The organism is Mesorhizobium oxytropidicola (assembly GCF_056174625.1).
The window spans coordinates 4,364,633-4,379,488 of the sequence record NZ_CM149692.1; the positions used below are offsets into that span (position 1 = coordinate 4,364,633).

Annotated in this window: 12 protein-coding genes and 1 pseudogene; 6 read left to right on the plus strand and 7 right to left on the minus strand. The window is 63.2% G+C overall.

The annotated features are described in order from the left end of the window. Positions 1-300 precede the first annotated feature (300 nt). Positions 301-1,131, plus strand: coding sequence for an alpha/beta hydrolase (locus AC0V8S_RS21730; RefSeq protein ID WP_475433260.1), 831 nt, complete (start codon positions 301-303; stop codon positions 1,129-1,131). A gap of 45 nt (positions 1,132-1,176) precedes the next feature. Here the strand turns inward: AC0V8S_RS21730 and AC0V8S_RS21735 are convergent, their stop codons facing one another. The 5 genes and pseudogenes from AC0V8S_RS21735 to AC0V8S_RS21755 form a co-directional block, all read right to left on the minus strand. Next, the gene (locus AC0V8S_RS21735; protein WP_475433262.1) at positions 1,177-2,382 is read right to left on the minus strand and encodes a molybdopterin molybdotransferase MoeA; all 1,206 of its coding nucleotides are present in this window, start codon (positions 2,380-2,382) and stop codon (positions 1,177-1,179) included. Continuing rightward, positions 2,382-2,863 (minus strand): annotated as a pseudogene (gene moaC / locus AC0V8S_RS21740) (cyclic pyranopterin monophosphate synthase MoaC). Before moaC ends, AC0V8S_RS21735 begins: the two are co-directional and overlap by 1 nt. Positions 2,864-2,865: 2 nt before the next feature. After that, positions 2,866-3,678, minus strand: coding sequence for an indole-3-glycerol phosphate synthase TrpC (gene trpC / locus AC0V8S_RS21745; RefSeq protein ID WP_475433264.1), 813 nt, complete (start codon positions 3,676-3,678; stop codon positions 2,866-2,868). Positions 3,679-3,681: 3 nt separating this feature from the next. Then, entirely contained in the window at positions 3,682-4,692 is a 1,011-nt protein-coding gene (gene trpD, locus AC0V8S_RS21750) for an anthranilate phosphoribosyltransferase (RefSeq protein ID WP_096446217.1), read from the minus strand. After that, entirely contained in the window at positions 4,689-6,581 is a 1,893-nt protein-coding gene (locus AC0V8S_RS21755; RefSeq protein ID WP_475433266.1) for a SurA N-terminal domain-containing protein, read from the minus strand. The genes trpD and AC0V8S_RS21755 overlap by 4 nt, the downstream gene beginning before the upstream one ends. A gap of 143 nt (positions 6,582-6,724) precedes the next feature. On the opposite strand from AC0V8S_RS21755, the gene tpiA reads away from it, so the two are divergent. The 5 genes from tpiA to AC0V8S_RS21780 all read left to right on the plus strand — a co-directional run bounded on the left by tpiA (position 6,725) and on the right by AC0V8S_RS21780 (position 11,907). Continuing rightward, positions 6,725-7,495, plus strand: coding sequence for a triose-phosphate isomerase (gene tpiA, locus AC0V8S_RS21760; RefSeq protein WP_475433268.1), 771 nt, complete (start codon positions 6,725-6,727; stop codon positions 7,493-7,495). Positions 7,496-7,661: 166 nt separating this feature from the next. After that, entirely contained in the window at positions 7,662-8,138 is a 477-nt protein-coding gene (gene secG / locus AC0V8S_RS21765) for a preprotein translocase subunit SecG (protein ID WP_183459781.1), read from the plus strand. Positions 8,139-8,350: 212 nt separating this feature from the next. Continuing rightward, the gene (locus tag AC0V8S_RS21770) at positions 8,351-9,487 is read left to right on the plus strand and encodes a L,D-transpeptidase (protein WP_183465301.1); all 1,137 of its coding nucleotides are present in this window, start codon (positions 8,351-8,353) and stop codon (positions 9,485-9,487) included. A gap of 215 nt (positions 9,488-9,702) precedes the next feature. Beyond that, positions 9,703-11,340 carry a CTP synthase gene (locus AC0V8S_RS21775; RefSeq protein WP_095200178.1) on the plus strand — a complete coding sequence of 546 codons (1,638 nt, stop codon included), beginning with the start codon at positions 9,703-9,705 and terminating at the stop codon, positions 11,338-11,340. A gap of 27 nt (positions 11,341-11,367) precedes the next feature. Further along, a complete protein-coding gene (locus AC0V8S_RS21780) occupies positions 11,368-11,907 on the plus strand; it encodes a DUF1697 domain-containing protein (RefSeq protein ID WP_475433271.1) in 540 nt (179 codons plus the stop codon). 159 nt (positions 11,908-12,066) lie between these two features. Here AC0V8S_RS21780 and AC0V8S_RS21785 read toward each other — a convergent pair whose 3' ends face one another. Both AC0V8S_RS21785 and AC0V8S_RS21790 read right to left on the minus strand, forming a co-directional pair. After that, the gene (locus AC0V8S_RS21785) at positions 12,067-13,524 is read right to left on the minus strand and encodes an NCS1 family nucleobase:cation symporter-1 (RefSeq protein ID WP_475433273.1); all 1,458 of its coding nucleotides are present in this window, start codon (positions 13,522-13,524) and stop codon (positions 12,067-12,069) included. A 273-nt stretch (positions 13,525-13,797) separates the two neighbouring features. Then, positions 13,798-14,847: a LysR substrate-binding domain-containing protein gene (locus AC0V8S_RS21790; protein WP_475433274.1), complete on the minus strand. Its 1,050-nt coding sequence runs from the start codon at positions 14,845-14,847 to the stop codon at positions 13,798-13,800. Positions 14,848-14,856 lie beyond the last annotated feature (9 nt).

The following is a 14,856-nucleotide window of genomic DNA, read 5'->3' on the forward strand; positions in this document are numbered from 1 at the left end:
CGCCATCCCATTTGCTACCTGGTCAGATGCGCGAAGCACTGTCCGAGGTGGTGGATCTTAAGTTCCCATCTTTCGCGAGAGGTTTCGTGCAGCCAGCTGTTCGACGACGCCACCGGGAAGGGTGAACATCCGCAGGTTTGGACAGCACAGCAGACCTCCCATTGTCGGCTGTTCTCCGGGCAGGATCGCACCAGTCGAAATTTGTTTCAAGCCTAAAATGTTTTTGCCACGAGGCATTGACGCATGGCATGGTGACGGCCATTGCTAGCGCCAAACGGATGCGCTTTGGGGAGGGTGCCGATGCTCGAACACCGCATTGCCGATTGGGACAATGCCTACGCCAATGGCGCGAACATCGCCGGCAGCGACCGTTGGCCGGCCGCGTGGACCGAACCGGCGCAAGCGTTTCGGGACGGGCTATTGGCTGAGGGCCGGGCACGCATCGATGTCGCCTATGGCGAGCGACCGCGCAATCGGTTCGATCTTTTCCTGCCCACGGCGGCTCCTAAGGGGCTCGTCGTGTTCATCCATGGCGGTTACTGGTTGGAGTCCGACAAGAGCGACTGGTCGCACCTCGCCAAGGGCGCGGTCGGCAACGGCTTTGCCGTGGCGATGCCGTCCTACACGCTGTGTCCGGACATACGCATCGCCGGCATCGTCCGCGAAATTGGCGCGGCAATCGAAAAGGCGGCGGCAATGGTCGAGGGACCGCTGATGCTGACCGGGCATTCGGCCGGCGGCCATCTCGCCAGCCGCATGGTGACCACGTCGACGCCTCTGGCCGCCGACGTGGCAAAGCGCATACGCCACGTCGTCTCGATCTCAGGCCTGCATGACCTGCGTCCACTCATGCTCACCGGGCACAATGCGGCACTGGCAATCGATGAGGCCGAAGCCTTGGTGGAAAGCCCGGCGCTGCTGCGCCCCCTGGATGGCACCCGCATCACCTGCTGGGCCGGCGGCGGCGAGCGCTCGGAGTTCCTGCGCCAGACTGCGTTGCTGGCCAACATCTGGACCGGCCTTGGCGCCACCACCAGCGCAGTGGTCGAGCCCGACCGGCATCACTACGACATTGTCGATGGACTTGCCGATCCGACGCATGCGCTGACGCGGACGTTGATCTCGGAATAACAGAGACCATTTTTACACATTATCAGCGGTTTACGTGGCAGTTCTTCAGCGCAGCATCAGCACGCTGCAAGTGTCGCCGGCAGCGGATGCGGGGGCATACGGTGCCCGCACGATCAGCCCGTTGGCGTCGGCCAGCATCCGCAGCATCGAAGAATCCTGGATGCTGAACGGCGTCGCCACCAGCCCGTCCTCGTCTTCCCTGACCACCGCCCGCACATAATCCTGGCGCAGATCATTGGCTGGCATTGCGGCGCCAAGCCGCGCCGGACGTATGTCCTGGCGATGATTGCGGCCGCCGAGCTTTGCCAGAAGCGGCTTCAGGAACAATTGCGAGCAGACCAGGCTTGCCACCGGGTTGCCGGGCAGGCCGATGCACCTGATAGCGCCGAGGCGCCCGAACATCAGCGGCTTGCCGGGGCGCATGGCGATCTTCCAGAAGCCGAGCGTCATGCCTTCACCGGTCAGCACGTCATGGATGAGATCGTGATCGCCGACCGAGGCGCCGCCAAGGGTAACGATGACATCCGCACCAGCCGCGACCGCTTTTTGCACCAGCGCGGCAATGGCCTCCTTGCGATCGGCGGCAATGCCGAGATCGAGCGCGCGGGCGCCGACCGACTGTGCGACAGCGGCGACGCCATAGGCGTTGGACGAGATGATCTGGTCCGGCCCGAGTTCGCTGCCGGGCGGCAACAACTCGTCGCCAGTGGCGATTATGGCGACCAGCGGCCGTTTGACCACTGTGACTGCTGGACGGTTGGCTGATGCCGCCAGCGAAAGCGCTGCCGGGTCGAGCAAGCGGCCGCTTTCCAGCAGCACGTCGCCTTTGGAAAAGTCGAGGCCGACACGTCTGATGTTGCGCCACTCACCGGTGGGCTCAATCACTTCGATATTGCCGCCACCGAGATCCCGGACGTTTTCCTGGATGACGATGGTGTCGGCGCCTTCAGGCAGCGGCGCGCCGGTGAAGATGCGCACCGCCTGGCGCTCGCCGACCGAGCCGTCAAAGCCGCGCCCGGCCGGTGCCATGCCGATCACCGAGAGTTTCGACGGCACGAACGCGACATCGGCAGTGCGGACCGCGTAACCATCCATGGCCGAGGCATTGAAGGGCGGCTGGGTGCGCAGGGCCACGACAGGCTCCGCCAACACACGATCGACCGCCTCGAAGAGAGAAACACTTTCGCCGGCCAGGGGTGCTGCGCCATCCAGCAGGCGTTCGAGCGCCTCGGCGACGGGAACCAGCGCCATCAGGCGCCCGCCTTGTAGTCGCCGGACTTGCCGCCGGTCTTTCCACCAGGCGGATGCCGGAGATGACCATGGCGCGGTCCACGGCCTTGGCCATGTCGTAAATGGTCAGGCAGGCGACCGACGCTGCGGTCAGCGCCTCCATCTCGACGCCGGTCTTGCCGGTGACGCGCGCCAGCGCGGTGACCTTCAGGCCGGGCAGCGCATGGTCGGGCTCGATGTCGACGGAAACCTTGGTGAGCAGCAGTGGATGGCAGAGCGGGATCAGTTCATGCGTCTTCTTCGCGGCCATGATGCCGGCGATGCGCGCGGTGCCGAGCACATCGCCCTTCTTGGCGTTGCCGGCGAGGATGGTCTTCAGCGTCTCGGGCTGCATCGAGACGAACCCCTCGGCGATCGCGGTGCGTGTCGTCTCTTCCTTGTCGCCGACATCGACCATGTTGGCCTCGCCCTGCTTACCGAGATGGGTGAGGGCTGATGTCATTGTCAGATAGCCTCGGCCGGCGCCTTGCCCGTCAAAAGCAGGCGCGTGGCCGCGGTGACATCCTGTTGCCGCATCAGGCTCTCGCCGACGAGGAAGGTGCCGATGCCGGTCTTCTGCATCCTGAGGCAGTCGTCATGGGTGAAGATGCCGCTCTCACTGACCAGCAGGCGGCCGCTCGGCACCATCGGCGCCAGCCGCTCCGAGGTTTTGAGGCTGGTTTCGAACGTTCTCAGATTGCGGTTGTTGATGCCGATCAGCCGCGACGACAGTTTTACCGCGCGCAGCGTCTCGGCCTCGTCATGCACCTCGATCAGCGCATCCATGCCAAGTTCGAATGCGGTCGCCTCCAGTTCGCTCGCCAAAGCATCGTCGACGCTGGCCATGATGATCAGGATGGCGTCCGCGCCCCAGGCGCGGGCCTCATAGACCTGATAGGGATCGAACAGGAAATCCTTGCGCAGCGCGGGCAGGGCAACGGCTGCCCGTGCCTTGGTGAGAAATTCCGGCGCACCCTGGAAGGACGGTGCGTCGGTCAACACCGAAAGGCAGGCGGCGCCGCCCTTTTCATAGGCCTGCGCCAAGGCCGGTGGATCGAAGTCGGCCCGGATCAGCCCTTTGGAGGGGCTGGCCTTCTTGATTTCGGCGATCAGGGCGAATCCGCCCGATCTGTGCTTCGCCTCGAGTGCGGCGAGAAAGCCGCGCGGTGCGTCGGCATCTTTCGCGCGCGCCTTGATCTCGGCCAGCGGCACGCGTGCCTTGGCCGCCGCGATCTCATCGCGCTTGTAGGCCTCGATCTTGCGCAGAATGTCAGACACGGTTCACCCGTTCGAAATTTCGACCAGGCGGTCGAGCACCTGCAGCGCGCGGCCACTGTCGATGGCTTGCGCGGCGAGCGCGATGCCGTCGCCAAGCGTCGTTGCCTTGCCCGCGATCACCAGTCCGGCGCCGGCATTCATCAGCACGGTGTCGCGATAGGCACCGGCAGCCCCGCCCAGCATATCGCGCAATGCCTTGGCATTGTAGGCGGCGTCGCCGCCGCGCAGCTCGTCCTTGGTGTGGCGCTTCAGCCCAAATTCTTCCGGGGTCAGCGTGAAGCTGCGGATCTCACCGCCGACCAGTTCGGCGACATGGGTCTCGCCGGTGGTGGTGATCTCGTCATAGCCGTCACCATGGGCGACCCAGGCATGCTCAGTGCCCAGCGCCTTCAGCGTCTCGGCAACCGGCATGATCCATTCTGGCAGGAACACGCCGACCATCTGCCGCTTTACCCCAGCCGGATTGGAGAGGGGGCCGAGCAGGTTGAAGATGGTGCGGGTGCCGAGCTCGACGCGGGTCGGGCCGACATGCTTCATCGCCGGGTGATGCGCGGGCGCGAACATGAAGCCGACGCCCGCCTCATGGATGCAACGGCCGATGAACTCGGGCGAGAGATCGATCTTGACGCCGAGCGCGATCAGCACATCGGCGGCACCGGTCAGCGAGGACAGGCCGCGATTGCCGTGCTTGGCGACCGGCACACCGGCGGCGGCGATGACGAAGGCCGACCCCGTCGAAATGTTGACGCTATGGGAATTGTCGCCGCCCGTGCCGACGATATCGATAGCACCCGCGGGCGCCTCGACGCGGAGCATCTTGGCCCGCATCGTGGCGACAGCGCCGGAAATCTCGCTCACCGTCTCGCCGCGTACGCGCAACGCCATCAGGAAGCCGCCGATCTGCCCAGGGGTCGCGTCGCCGGACATGATGATGTCGAAGGCCTCGCGCGCTTCCTCGAAGGAAAGCGCGGTGCCGGCCGCCACCTTGGCGATATGGGTTTTCAGCGCGCTCATCTTGTCGCGGCTTGGGCGACGGCGGCCTGGTCGATGCGGACGTCGTACTGCGTCTGCAACTGCGCCACCAATTGGTCGAGCAGATCGTCCGACATGCCGGAGGTGAAGGATTTCTGTGCATCCTCCGGCACCGAACTGGCATCGGCCCCGGCGGGCTCGAACACTTCGGCGACCTTGAACAGGATCTGTCCGTCACCGGTGGGCGAGGGGATCAACCCGGTGCCGCCTTCGCCGACGCCGAACATAACGGCAGCGCCCTCCTTGCCGAAATCGGCATCGTCGGCTTCGCGCTTCAGGCCGCGCTTGGTCTGCTTCTCCAGCTTGAGATCACCGGCGATGACGTCGAGCGTGGCGCCGGCCTTGAGCCGCTTGTCGAGCTCGCCCGCCTTGGCGGCGAGCCGCTTGGTGGTCTCCGCCGCCGTCCAGTCGGCGACAGCTTTCTTGCGGACCTCGTCCAGCGTGCGGTCGCGAGCCGGCGTGATCGAAGCAACTTCGTAGAAGATGAAGCCGTTGTCGGCCGTGGTCAGTGCTTCGTTTTCGGTGTTGGGTTCGGCGTCGAAGACCGCCTTGATCAGTTCCGGCGATTCCGGCAGGTCCTTGACGATGGAGCCGTCCGGCCGGAGGCCACTGCGGTCGATGGCGTCGATGGTGATGTCCTTCAGCTTCAGCTTGGCGGCCGCATCGGCCAGCGAACTGCCGGAAGCCCGGGTGTCTTCGTAATTGTCGTGCACGTCCAGCAAGATGCGGCTAGCCTCACCCAGCGCCAGGTCCTTGCGGATCTGGTCGGAGACTTCGGCGAGCGGCTTCACCACCTCGGGCTTGATCTCGGTGACGCGCAGCAGCACCGGACCGAAGGCGCCCTGAACGACCTGGCTGACTTCATTGGCGTTGAGCGCGAAAGCGGCATCGGCAACCGCCTTGTCGGCGATCTTGTCCTTGGCGAGTGTGCCAAGCAGCGTGTCGGCGGGGGTCTTGCCTTCGGCGGTAACGAGCTTTTCGAAGGTGGCTCCGGCCTTGAGTGAATCGAACGCTGCCTTGGCCGCATCCGGCGTCTTGAACACAAGCTGCTCGATGGTGCGCATTTCGGGCGTGGTGTAGCGCGCCTTGTTCTTGTTGTAGTCGTCGTTGACCTGCTGGTCGGTGACGGCGGTCGGATCCATGATGTCCACCGGCTCGAGGCGGACATAGGAGAATTTGCGGTATTCGGGGGCGGCGTAGGTTTTCTTGTTGGCCTCGAAATAGGCCTGAAGCACGCTGTCGCTCGGTGCCTCGATCGGCTCGACGAGCGTCTTTGGCAAGGCCAGATAGTCGATGGTGCGGTCCTCACCGCGATAGAGCGCCAGCGCCTTGAAGAAAGTGTCCGGCGCCTCGAGCCCGTCAGAGACCGCCTCGACGATCTGCTGGCGCACCGCCACCTGGGCGCGGTTCTTCAGGTAGTCCTCCGGCCGCATGCCGAGGTCGCGAAGCCGCGATTCGAACACTCTGCGGTCGAATTGGCCGCCCGGGCCCTGGAAGGCGGGCTCCTCGCGCGTTAGTTCGGCCAGGCGATCCTTGGAGAAGCCGAGCCCCAGCTTGCGCGCCTGTTCATCGAGAACGGCGCCGGAAACAAGCTGTGCCAGCACCTGGTTGTCGATGCCGAGCGCCTTTGCCTGTTCGTGGGTGAGGCGCTGACCGAACTGCTGCGACATGACGGCGAGCTGGCGATCATACGCAAGGCGATATTCGTTGATCGATACCTTGGTGCCGCCTGCCGTTATCACCGAATCGTGGCCGGCAAAGCCGCCCATCAGCTTCCCGGAGATGCCCCAGGCGGCAAAACTGACCACCAGCAGCGAAAGCAATGTCTTCGCGACCCAGGTACCCGCCGCGCTTCTCAATATACCAAGCATCGTTACTTCCGATTTATGCGCATTTTCGCATGCGCCGAGTTTGAAACAAGCGCAATAGCGCCCTTCCGGTCCACTGTCGATTGCTTTGTGGCCTGATTTTGGTAGTGAGGGCCAGAGCTTGATATTGCCCGGAGAAGCAGACCATGACGCCAGGAATTCGCCCGCTTGTCGCCGGCAACTGGAAAATGAACGGCACCAGCGCCTCGCTGAACGAGCTCAGGATGATCGGCAACGGGTTCATGAGCGGGCTTGACGCGGAGACCGAGGCACTGGTCTGCGTTCCCGCGACGCTGCTTTCGCATGCGGCGGAGATTCTGTCGCGCACGCCGGTCCATGCAGGCGGCGAGGACTGCCACACCAAGGAAAGCGGCGCCTACACCGGCTGCATCTCGGCCGAGATGCTGAAGGACGCCGGCGCGAGCCATGTCATTGTCGGCCATTCCGAATGCCGCGAACAACGCGGCGAAGACGATGCGACGGTCCAGGCCAAGGCCTCCGCCGCGTGGCGCGCCGGGCTTGTGGCCATCGTCTGTATCGGCGAGACGCAGCAGCAGCGCGAGGCCGGCGCCACACTCGACGTGCTGGCGCGCCAGGTCGACGGTTCGGTGCCGCCGAGTGCTACGCCATCCAACACCATCATTGCCTATGAGCCGGTATGGGCGATCGGCACCGGCCTGACGCCGACCGCGGCCGATGTAGCCGAAGCGCATGCGCATATCCGCGAAAAGCTGGCGGAAAAGCTCGGCGCCATCGCTGCCAAAGTGCGCATTCTCTATGGTGGCTCGGTTAAGCCGTCCAACGCAGTAGAGCTGCTGGGCGTCAGGAATGTCGATGGCGCGCTGGTGGGCGGCGCTAGCCTGAAAGCGGCTGATTTCCTGGGTATCGCCGAAGCCTATCGCAGCATTTCAGGCTGACATTCACGACGATGGACGGGTCGGATCCGTCCAAATTCGTTGCAAAGGGCGCGTTGCTTCCCATATTCCGGCCACGGGCTTGGAAATGCCGTGAAAGCATTGTATTGAGCCGCCTCCAATTCACCGGTCGTGTCCGCGGCCGGGCAAGGCCTTGCCAGGATAAACTATGCAAACCGTACTGATCGTCATCCATCTCATGGTCGTGCTCGCCCTCGTCGGCGTGGTGCTGCTGCAACGCTCCGAAGGCGGCGGGCTTGGCATTGGTGGCGGATCGGGCTTCATGACGGCGCGTGGCGCCGCCAATGCGCTGACCCGGGCGACGGCGATCCTGGCGGCGGCTTTCTTTGTGACGTCGCTGACCTTGTCGATCATTGCCCGCTATGGCGAGAAGCCGATCGACATTCTCGACCGCGTTCCCGCGACGTCGGACGGCGCCGGCAAGGGCGTGCTCAACCAATTGCCGGGCACGACGACCCCGGCGCCCGCCGGCAGCACGACTCCGACGCCGCCGTCGGGCAATGGCGCCGCGACGACGCCTGCACCGGCAGCTCCGGCCACCGCGCCGGCCTCTGGTTCGACGCCGCCGGCAAGCAACGGCGCCACCAACACGGCGCCGGCGGCACCGCAGGTCCCGAACCAGTAAGCTCCATCTGGTCCAAACCGCGACCTGTGATCGTTTGAACACAGTCGCGGCAAATGCTGCGCGTTCACGAAGATTCGACGGGCAGCGGCGGGGTCTCGCGCTTGAGGCACCCGCGCTTATTCGACTATAGATTGCACGCGGCATTTTCGGCGTCCTTGGGGGACGCCGGGCGACGCCGTGGGCAACAAGCATTGAACGATCGGATCTTCGCCATGCAGCTTCGCAGCTTCATTTTCCTGGGACTTTGCGCCGTATTCGGCCTGAATTCCCCGGCCTTCGCCGGAATGCCGGCAAACATGGCCGCGCAACAGTCGGTTTCGTTAGAAAAAACCGACGCCATCACCGTCGCCGCAGTCAAGAGCGATGCGACGCAGTTGAAGCTTCTCAAGAAGAAGAAAAACCCGACACCGGACGATCTCGCCCAGATCAAGAAGATCGAGGCCAAGATCGTCGCCGACAAGGAAGACGCCAAAGCCAAGGCACTCGAAGCCAGGAAGCTGGCGATGCGTGAAGCGGCCAAGGCCAAGGCCGAAGCGGAACGGCAGGCCTTCCTGGCCAAGAAGAGCCAGAGCGCTTCTGCAACAACCGAAGTGGCTGACGCCAAGCCGGCCAAGAAAAAGACCACCAAGGTCATCGAGCCGATTGAACCGATCACACCAATCCAGTCGGCCGAGCCGCTTCCGGCCGAAGCGATGAATGTCGCCTTGACCGGCAACAATGGCGAACTGCGTAGCGAGGTCGTCGGCCAGAATCAGCCAAGCGGCGGTCTGTTCGCCGGCCTGTTCGGTGGTACCTCGTCCCGGTCGTCGATCAGCTATCTGCCCGAGACGCGGGCTCTCGACCAGGCTCTCGCCAAGAAGGACTCCAAGAAGCCGTTCAAGGTGAAGCCTGAGTTTGTGCCGCAGGACGTGGAGTTCACCGGCTATGAGCCGGGCACCATCGTCATCGACACCAGCGCGCGCCGGCTCTATCTCGTCGAATCGTTTTCGACCGCGCGTCGCTACGCGATCGCGGTCGGTCGTGAAGGCCTGCAGTTCAAGGGCACGGTCGCGGTCGGCGACAAGCAGGAATGGCCGCGCTGGATCCCGACGCTCGACATGCAAAAGCGCGAGCCCAAGCATTACGGCCAGTACAAGGACGGCATGCCCGGAGGCGGCCAGAACCCGCTCGGCGCCCGCGCCATCTACCTCTATGACGGCAAGAAGGACACGCATCTGCGCATTCACGGCACCATCGCGCCGCAGTCGATCGGAACCAGCGCCTCCAATGGCTGCTTCCGCATGATCAACGAGCACGTCATGGACCTCTACAGCCGCGTCAAAGTCGGCACCAAAGTCGTCATCATCTGACGTTTCCACCATCCTGCCAAAGGGCCGGCTCAGCCGGCCCTTTTGTTTTGCCTCGATCACGACCAAGCCTGTTCGGTCGTGATCCCTGGACAAACGGGAACCTCTTGTCCGAGAACACCGGGTTCCACTCTTCGGGACCATGGTCCGACGCCTTCTTGGAAAAAGCCTTCGCGGTGGTTTTTTCTCTGGCGGAATCAATCCGGCCGCGTTAAGCGATGACTCCCATGGCGCGATATGTATTCATCACAGGCGGCGTGGTTTCCTCACTTGGAAAAGGCATTGCTGCAGCGGCCCTTGGGGCTCTCTTGCAGGCGCGAGGCTATCGCGCACGCATCAAAAAACTCGACCCTTACCTCAATGTCGATCCCGGCACGATGTCGCCGTACCAGCATGGCGAGGTGTTCGTCACCGATGATGGTGCCGAGACCGATCTCGATCTTGGCCATTACGAGCGCTTCACCGGCCGCTCGGCCAATCAGCAGGACAACATCACCACCGGCCGCATCTACAAGAACATCATCGAGCGCGAGCGGCGCGGCGACTATCTCGGCGCCACGGTGCAGGTCATTCCGCACGTCACCGACGAGATCAAGAATTTCGTCCTCAACGGCAATGACGACTATGATTTCGTGCTGTGCGAGATCGGCGGCACGGTCGGCGACATCGAGGCGATGCCGTTCCTCGAGGCGATCCGCCAGCTCGGCAACGATCTGCCGCGCAACAACGCCGTCTATGTGCATCTGACCTTGATGCCCTACATCCCGACGGCGGGCGAACTGAAGACCAAACCGACTCAGCATTCGGTCAAGGAACTGCGCGGCATCGGCATCGCGCCCGACATCCTGCTGGTCCGTGCAGACCGCGCCATTCCCAAGGAAGAGCGCAGAAAGCTTTCGCTGTTCTGCAATGTCAGGGAAAGCGCCGTCATCCAGGCGCTCGACGTGCCGCACATCTACGACGTGCCGATGGCCTACCACAAGGAAGGGCTCGATTCGGAAGTGCTGGCCGCCTTCGGCATCGACCCGGCGCCGAAGCCGCGCATGGAGCCCTGGCAGAAGGTCTCCGATCGCATCCACAATCCGGAAGGCGAGGTGACCATCGCCATCGTCGGCAAATATACCGGCCTCAAGGATGCCTACAAATCGCTGATCGAGGCGCTCTCGCATGGCGGGCTGGCCAACCACGTCAAGGTCAAGCTCGACTGGATCGAATCGGAGATCTTCGAAAAGGAGGATCCGACGCCGTGGCTGGAAAAGGTGCATGGCATCCTGGTTCCCGGCGGCTTTGGCGAGCGCGGTTCCGAAGGCAAGATCCTGGCGGCGAAGTTCGCGCGCGAACGCAAGGTGCCGTATTTCGGCATCTGCTTCGGCATGCAGATGGCCTGTATCGAGGCTGCGCGGTCGCTGGCGGGCGTCGAGCACGCGTCTTCGACCGAGTTCGGTCCGACCAACGAGCCCGTCGTCGGCCTGATGACCGAATGGCTGAAGGGCAACATGCTGGAGAAGCGCCGCGAGACCGGCGATCTCGGTGGCACGATGCGGCTTGGCGCCTATCAGGCCGACCTCGCCAAGGGGTCGAAGATCGCAGACATCTATGGCGACACGCAGATTTCCGAGCGCCATCGCCACCGCTACGAGGTCAATATCGACTACAAGGAACGGCTCGAGGATTGCGGCCTGGTGTTCGCCGGCATGTCGCCCGACGGCGTGCTGCCGGAAACGGTCGAATATCCCGACCACCCCTGGTTCATCGGCGTGCAGTATCATCCCGAGCTGAAGAGCCGGCCGCTCGAGCCGCATCCGCTGTTCGCCAGCTTCATCGAGGCGGCGGTGGAGCAGTCGCGCCTGGTCTAGGCACCCGCCGGGCGGAGCCTCACCTCCATGCAGACCTATGTCGCGCTCCTCTACAGCATCATCCTGGGTGAGGGGCGCCGGGTCGTCATGTCGGACCTCAAAACGATGGCGGAAGGCCTTGGCCTGAAGAACCCGCGCACGCTGGTGGCAACCGGCAATCTGGTCTTCGAAGCACGGGCGACCGATATCGGCAAGCTCGAACAGCGACTGGAAACGGCCTTCGAAAAAACCTTCGGCCGCCATGTAGACATCATCGTGCGCACTGCCGACGAATGGCTGAAACTTGCCGCCGGCAATCCGTTTCCGGCCGATTCAGCCGAAGCAGGCGACCAGGTGGCTGTGCGGGTGATGCGCAAACCCGCGCCCGTGGAGGGCGTCGCGGCGCTGCAAGCCTATGCCGCCGAGGACGAGAAGGTGGTGCCTTGTGCCGGCGACATCTGGGTCGTCTTTTCACGCGAGAGGCCAACGTCACGGCTGCTCGCGGCAATGAACCACAAACGCCTCGGCATCGGCACGTCGCGCAACTGGAACACCGTGCGCAAGCTGGCTGAGATGGTAGGCGGATAGCGTCTTCCCTTCTCCCCTTGTGGGAGAAGGTGTCGCCGAAGGCGACGGATGAGGGGTGCTCCAGCTTGGCAATGACGGTGATCCGTCACGCGCCCCTCAACCGTCTCGGCGCTGCGCGCCGATCCACCTTCTCCCACAAGGGGAGAAGGGAAAAGTGCTTTAGGCCTTTGCCGTCTTGGCGCCCGCACCCACGGCGGCGGTGCGCAGCACGTAGTAGATGATGCCGGCGATGGCGACGCCGAAGAACCAGCCATAGACACCCCACCAGGACGGCAGCCAGTTGGTGAAGTTCGGCAGGATCGACGAGAACACAGCACCGATGCCGGCGGCGATGAAAGCATTGACGTGCCAGCCGCCCTGGAAGCGGAACTCGCCGTTTTCGCGATACAGCGCCTCGACGTCGACCTCGCCTTTGCGGATCAGATAGTAGTCGACCATCATGACGCCGAAGATCGGCCCCATCGTCGCGCCGATGATGCCGACGAAATGCGCGGCACTGCCTTCCCACGGCGCGAAGGGATAGAGCACAAGTGCGATCAGCGCCGCGATATAGCCACCCTTTTTGAAGTCGATCTGACGCGGAAAGACGTTGGAGAAGTCGAAGGCCGGCGAGACGAAGTTGGCGACGACGTTGATGCCGAGCGTCGCAACCGCGAAGGTCAGGGCGGCGAGCGCCGCCAAGAACCAGCTGTCGAACTTGGCCGAGATCTGGTCGGGATGCAGCAGCACTTCGTGATAGACGTCATAGGCGGCAATGGTGGTGACGCCGGCGACCAGCGAGAACAGGATGAGGTTGACCGGCAGGCCCCAGATGTTGCCCTTGCGCAGCGCCGCCTTGTCCGGCGCGTAGCGGGCGAAGTCGCAAAAATTGAGATAGAGCGCCGAGAAATAGGTCACCCAGATCGCCGCGACGCCGAAGAGCGCCGTCCACGAGCCGGGATCGCCCGGAATGCCGGCATCGGCGGTCTTTTCGCGCAGCACATCCATCGGAATGTCGCTGGTAAAGGCGAAGCTCCCCGATTTGACGCAGAGATAGATGGCCAGGAGCAGCATCATCACCCAGACGGCAGGCCCCGCCCAGTCCTGGAAGCGGCGCACTGTTTCCATGCCTTTCTGGATGATCAGCAGCTGCAGCGCCCAGATGATGACGAAGCAGATTACTTCCAGGGTGGAATGGCCGAGAAGATGCGAGGTCTTGTTGAACTCGTCGAACCATTGCAGGCGAGTGAGCAATGCCACGATGGCGCCCGATGCGGCGGCCGTTTGCGCGCCGTACCAGAAGCAGGCGACGATGGCGCGCACGAGTGCCGGTATGTTGGCGCCCCAGATACCGAAGGAGGCGCGGGCGAGCACGGGGTAGGGCACGCCGGTTTTCACGCCGGCATAGCCGACCATATTCATCAGCGCGTAGATGATCAGCGAGCCGATGCCGATGGCGATGATGAAGTTGACGAAGCCGCCGCAGAACAGGAACAGGCTGGCGGCGAGATAGTAGCCCCACAGGCTGTGGACGTCCGATGTCCAGACGTTGAAGATCGAGAACGGTCCCCAGTTTCGAACCTTGGCCGGAGCGAGATCCTCGTTGTACAGGTCAGGCGATGCGCCTTGTATGGTCACTGCAATGTCCTCCCCTTGATTGGCCACGCGCCTCCACGCGATGGCCGTGCAGGTTAAGCCTGACGCTGGGGAACCGGCAACCGATCCATTTGCCGGCTTTGGCCTTAAAGATATTCAATGCGAACCGCGATTATCGAGGGCGCGCAATGGTGGGCCGCTGCTGATTGCCGCCGGTCGGGTGATTCGAATTTCGGCCATAGCGACTATGCTTAGAGGCTCTTTGTTTGGCGCAATTCCGGACGGAAAACCGCTCACACTTTTCCTGGAATTGCTTTAGGCGATAGCCATCACCTGCTTGTGGTCCTCGACTTCGGACAACAGCCAATCTTGAAACAGGCCGGTCCCCGGCTTGTTGCCGATGCTGCGGCGCTGGTGCAGGTAAATGCCGGCCGGGTAGGTGTGACGGGCGTCAAACGGCGCGACAAGTTTGCCTTGCTGCAGAAAATCCTGGGCCATCATCGTGTCGGCAAGTGCTATTCCAGCGCCGTTGATCGCCTCGCGCATGATCAGCGTGCAGTCATCGAGCGTCGTGCTGGATTTCGGCGTCGTGTCCAAGACGCCTTCCTGTTCCAGCCAACGCCTCCATCTCATGGACTCGCATTCATGGATCAGGTGGTGATTGACCAGATCGGCGGGTGACCGCAACGGCACCGGCCCTTCGAGCAGCGAGGGCGCACAGACCGGCGTCAGGACCAGCGGGATCAAAAGCGTGAGGGCCGGGCCGGCCTTGTAGACGAATTCGTCGACAATGGCCAAATCGAAGTTGGCGCGCTTGCCCGACGTCGAGATCTCCAGCTCCACGGCTGGATGCAGCTTGCGAAAGTTCGGCAACCGGTCCGCCAGCCAAAGGTTCAGGACCGCCGGGACGCACAGGACCCGGACACGCTGGGTTCTGCTGTGGGTCGGACCATCGGCGAGGCTGACATCGTCGGTGGCGCGCCAGATGGCCTCGAACGCTTCGGAGAGGCTGCGCGCATAGTAAGAGCCCCGGATGGTCGGCGTTATCTGGCGAAAGCCCCGCTCGAACAGATCCTGGCCAAGATTCCTTTCAAGCGCACGGATGTGGCGGCTGATGGCAGAGGGCGTCAGGTGCAATTCCTCGGCTGCATCTTTGACGCTGCCAAGACGTGCGGCGGCCTCGAAAGCGCGCATGCCGTTGAGTGAGGGTAGGGCCATTGGCCGATCATGAATTGTCGATTGAGTTTTTGTCAATCGACTTGGGCAAAATTGGCGTTTGATCGCCTGGCCTGTTCGGGGATACCCAAAAGGCAAGAGCGACCAAGTCGCCATCTGAAAATGATTATTCGGGGCCTCCGGTACCATTCCACCAAC